This is a genomic window from Hymenobacter coccineus, assembly GCF_001816125.1.
In the GTDB taxonomy this organism is placed as follows: domain Bacteria; phylum Bacteroidota; class Bacteroidia; order Cytophagales; family Hymenobacteraceae; genus Hymenobacter; species Hymenobacter coccineus.
On record NZ_MDZA01000196.1, the window covers coordinates 1 to 3,881 of the forward strand.

Sequence of the window (3,881 nt, forward strand, 5' to 3'; positions counted from 1 at the left end):
GCAGCGCTGGCCGCCGTCGTCGGCCTTTTCAACGCCAGTGCCCACGCCTACCCCAGCGCCCGGCCGCACGCCGCACCCGGCAGCTACGCGCCGCGCTAGCCGGCCCCGCCACCATCCCGACCCATCAACCGGGGGCCGCCCTCAGCGCGCCGGCCCCGCATCCCCTGCGCCCATGCCCCGCACCGCTACTACTTATCAGCCCCATTTGCTCGACCCGCACAGCGCCGAGCCTCAGCCTATCAACCCCGCCAACGGCAAGGGCTTCAAGCTGGCCGAGCTGTACGCCCTGCTCGACTGCCGCACCGTCGACGTGGTGCGCCTCACCAACGAACTGATTCTCATCATCGACGACGAAGGCAAATTCCGCGAACCGGCTTACCTCAACCTGCTGGCGACCTACCTCTGGCACCAGCACCAGCCCGAAGCCCGGGGCGTCGACGCCATCGTGGGCCGCGCCATCCTCTGCCACGACCAGCAATTCCGCTAGCCACCCAGGGGCCGGCTATTTGACACCGGCCCCGCATACCAATCCCGCCCCATGAAAGCCCCGATTTTCCGCGCTTACATCCGCCGCTGGCCCGCCGGAGGCTACGTCTGGCAGGCCCGCCAGCCATTCAGCGCCACCACGGCCAACAACGACAGCCCGACCCGCGCCGGAGCCATCCGCGACATCATCCGCGACTGCCGCCACTTCCAGGATATACACGAGAACCCCGACCCGCGCCGGGCCTAAGCACTAACGGCGTAGGGGCCGGCCGATAATTGGCCCCGCTTTTTTACTTCCCTATACCTGCCCCCATGGCAACCCCCACCACAACCGCCGCCGGTGCCGCAGCAGCAGCCCCCGCCGCCCTCCCGACCACCCCAAAGCCCACCCGCGCCTACCTCAGCGTTTCGGTGGACGAGAATAGCGGCGAGGTCACCGAAACCAGCCGCTTCAAGTACCTGCCCGGCCACCCGCGCCAGGTTCGCTTCGACGCGAAGGCGGGTGTTTTCAACCTCGGCGGCCAGACCGTCCTCGGCAAGTCGCTGCGCTTTATCCCGCTGGCCTGGCACATTTTCCAGGACAACATCCTGAACATGGGCCGCAAGACGTGGGCCGAACTCTACTTTGTCGACGACAAGGGGGCCGTGTGCGCCGTGCTGTTCCACGGCTATTCGGTCGAAAACCTGTACCGCCTCATCGAGCCGCTGTTCTACGACGACCTGACCCTGGCCGACGTGGTGGTGACCGCCACCGCCCAGAAGAAGCAGACCGAGAAGGAGGGCAAAACGGCCACTTACTACATCGCCGAATTCAGCTACACCGCCGCCGACCCGGCCGAGGTGCAGGCCCGCCAGGAGTTCGCCCAAGACTTCGCCATCTGGCGCGAAGAAACCCACACCGGCGAGGCCGACACCAAGTTGGTGCACGGCTACCGGGTGCCCGCGCCCGCCGAGCAGCCCGCGCAGCTCGAAGCCGCCGACGCCGCGCCGGCCGCCGAGTAGCCACCGGGCGGGGCCGGCACCGCTAGCCCCGCTCGAATCGGTGGAACCCTTCGACAACCCCGCTGGGCCACTGCTCACGCCCGCCTCCCTTCCTCACCGCCTGCTAGCCACTCCCATGCTGCAACTCCCTGAACTCCGCCAGGAGCAGACCCCCAACTCGCCCGAAGAAGCCGCCCGCCTGACGGAGCTGGCCCAGTTCCTCGCCCTTACCGCCCCGCTGCCCGATGTGCGCGACCTCGCGCCCGCCGTGCGTCGGCTTTTCCCCGAACCGGCCTACCTGGTCGGCTGCGGCGGCTCCCACATCTGGCTGCACCGGGCCGCAGAATCCGCCCGCCTAGCCTGCATCATCGACCGCCATCAGTAGCCCCGGCTACCCATTGCTCATTGTTCACTGCTAACTGCTAATTGTTAAATGTTCACCGACCACCGCCACCACCCCGGCCTAACGCAGGAAGCCCACCGCGCCCTGCCCCTCGTATCCAACACCGACCTGACCGCGGCCAAAAACCGCGCCCTCGGCATCACCCGTCGGCCCAACCCGAACGCCCTGGCCTTCGGCAGCCACTTCCACACCGCCGTGCTGGAGCCCGGCCAGTACCAGCGCACCACCCAGCGCATCCCGTGGGCTCAGATTGAGGACCTGGCGGCGGCCGTGCGCCGCCAACGCTTCTGCCGCGACCTCCTGTACCGGGGCCATGCCGAGCAGACCCACACCGCCACCCACGAGGCCACCGGCCTCACGGTAAAGGTGCGCCCCGACCTGATGATAACCAGCCCCAAAACCGGCCGCGTGGTGCTCGTGGACTTCAAAACCACCAGCTGCCCCGACTACGCCAGTTTCTGTGCCACCATCGAGAAATACGACTACGACCGGCAGGCCGCCCTCTACGTCGACCTGCTGGGCGCGGCCCGCTTCATCATTATCGGCGTGCAAAAGAAAGCTCCGTTCGAAGTGTGGCAGTTTGAAGTAGCGGAGGCCCCTGGCCTCATCGAGCAGGGCCGAAAGAAATACGAGCGGCTGCTAAAGGCCATTTTGCAACAGCAAGGCCACCCCATTACGCAAGCCACGCCGTGCTCGCCTATGCAAGCCCAGCCCCATGCGTTTAGCCGGGTGTAGAAATGGCTGCGAACTGCGGCTTTCGCACTAACGCTTAGCTATTTCGCTATTCGAGAATTGTGTAAGCCCCTCGCCGTAGTGAAACATCCGGCTGAAAGTTTTCTTGCCCTTAACGAACCACGCCTTGTAAATAAGGGCGCCCCTGAAGTACACATACACCTCTTTGTAGATGCCGTTTTCGAATGTTTTGTTTCTAAAGAGGTTCATGTTGTGCTAGGCAAGAAGTGTTCACAGTGTTTGCGCACCATTGATTCGACAGTTGGCTGGCAGGTAAATGCATGAGTACCATAGTATCTGTTTTTGCAGAAAATAACCACAAAGAACCGCACGGGCCGCGTACCGACTGTCAAGGTCCAAAATAAAGCTAGCAAGGGTATTTATAACTCGTCATCTACACGCGTGCGACTTAAATTCTATTACCAGCACTTTGAGTTGCTCGAAGTAAAGCGTCACTTTCAACGTCCGGTCTTAAAAAAAGCCGCTCACGGGCCTCTTCGTTGTTTGCGACTGGTACAATTTCAAGCGGCAGGTTATAAATATCCGGCTTGAAGCTGAATTGAGTGCATGTTTTAAGGAAGAAAGTGCAGGTGCTTTCAGTCGGAGCGGACCAACCTGATTGCCCCATATAGCCTCTATTAGCAAATATCTCCCCCATCCTATACCTTGCGCCAGTATTCACTTTACTATATTAAAAAATATGGACAAACCTAATATTTTCCAAATAGCTACCAAGGAATTAAGTCAAGACGCTTTCCTCACCTGGATGCTAAAATGGGCTGCCCCAGGACAGCGCGAAAACGATCCTAAACTGTACGAATGCGCCCGGCAATTCGTCATTATGTTGCTAAAAGAGTCACCCGACTTCCAGATAACCAGCTTGGATGCGGGCCGGCAGTGGAACAACGTCGATGTTTGGGCAGAAATCAACGATGACACCCTACTTATCATTGAGGACAAGAAATATGCTACTGAGCATGGCAACCAGCTGGATACCTACCGCGAGATGGCCCAGGAGTGGTGCTTGCACCCCGACCGAAATAAGACTTGGAAACTCGTATGTGTTTACCTAAAAACGGGCAACGAGGCCGCTAAAGACCTAGCGGAAATCAAAAAGAAGCATTACGACACGATAGGCCGGGCTGATTTGGTTAAACTATTCAAGCGGCATACCGATGTCTGAGATGGTCGGGTAAAAATGGACACGGAGAAAGTAACTTTCCCCTGTCATGGAAGCAGATAAACCAGCTGGCAAACGGCCGAGAACTAAGTATGACGC

6 protein-coding genes are annotated in these 3,881 nt (G+C 60.3%); all 6 read left to right on the top strand.

Annotation, left to right across the window (positions count from 1 at the left end; translation table 11 throughout):
- The first annotated feature begins 172 nt into the window (after positions 1-172).
- The 6 genes from BEN49_RS12155 (at position 173) to BEN49_RS12185 (ending at position 3,785) form a co-directional block, all read left to right on the top strand.
- Positions 173-487, top strand: coding sequence for a DUF3846 domain-containing protein (locus BEN49_RS12155; RefSeq protein ID WP_083326036.1), 315 nt, complete (start codon positions 173-175; stop codon positions 485-487).
- Between the two features lie 51 nt (positions 488-538).
- The gene (locus BEN49_RS12160; RefSeq protein ID WP_070743798.1) at positions 539-733 is read left to right on the top strand and encodes a hypothetical protein; all 195 of its coding nucleotides are present in this window, start codon (positions 539-541) and stop codon (positions 731-733) included.
- A gap of 65 nt (positions 734-798) precedes the next feature.
- Entirely contained in the window at positions 799-1,488 is a 690-nt protein-coding gene (locus tag BEN49_RS12165) for a hypothetical protein (protein ID WP_070743800.1), read from the top strand.
- A 40-nt stretch (positions 1,489-1,528) separates the two neighbouring features.
- Positions 1,529-1,852, top strand: a complete 324-nt coding sequence (locus BEN49_RS12170; RefSeq protein WP_239691917.1) for a hypothetical protein — start codon at positions 1,529-1,531, stop codon at positions 1,850-1,852.
- 48 nt (positions 1,853-1,900) lie between these two features.
- A complete protein-coding gene (locus BEN49_RS12175; protein WP_070743804.1) occupies positions 1,901-2,605 on the top strand; it encodes a PD-(D/E)XK nuclease-like domain-containing protein in 705 nt (234 codons plus the stop codon).
- Between the two features lie 697 nt (positions 2,606-3,302).
- Positions 3,303-3,785 carry a PD-(D/E)XK nuclease family protein gene (locus tag BEN49_RS12185; protein WP_070743808.1) on the top strand — a complete coding sequence of 161 codons (483 nt, stop codon included), beginning with the start codon at positions 3,303-3,305 and terminating at the stop codon, positions 3,783-3,785.
- Positions 3,786-3,881: the final 96 nt, after the last annotated feature.

Coding starts and splice junctions, on each gene's coding strand:
- BEN49_RS12155 (WP_083326036.1), top strand. CDS start 173: ATGCCCCGCACCGCTACTACTTATCAGCCCCATTTGCTCGACCCGCAC.
- BEN49_RS12160 (WP_070743798.1), top strand. CDS start 539: ATGAAAGCCCCGATTTTCCGCGCTTACATCCGCCGCTGGCCCGCCGGA.
- BEN49_RS12165 (WP_070743800.1), top strand. CDS start 799: ATGGCAACCCCCACCACAACCGCCGCCGGTGCCGCAGCAGCAGCCCCC.
- BEN49_RS12175 (WP_070743804.1), top strand. CDS start 1,901: ATGTTCACCGACCACCGCCACCACCCCGGCCTAACGCAGGAAGCCCAC.
- BEN49_RS12185 (WP_070743808.1), top strand. CDS start 3,303: ATGGACAAACCTAATATTTTCCAAATAGCTACCAAGGAATTAAGTCAA.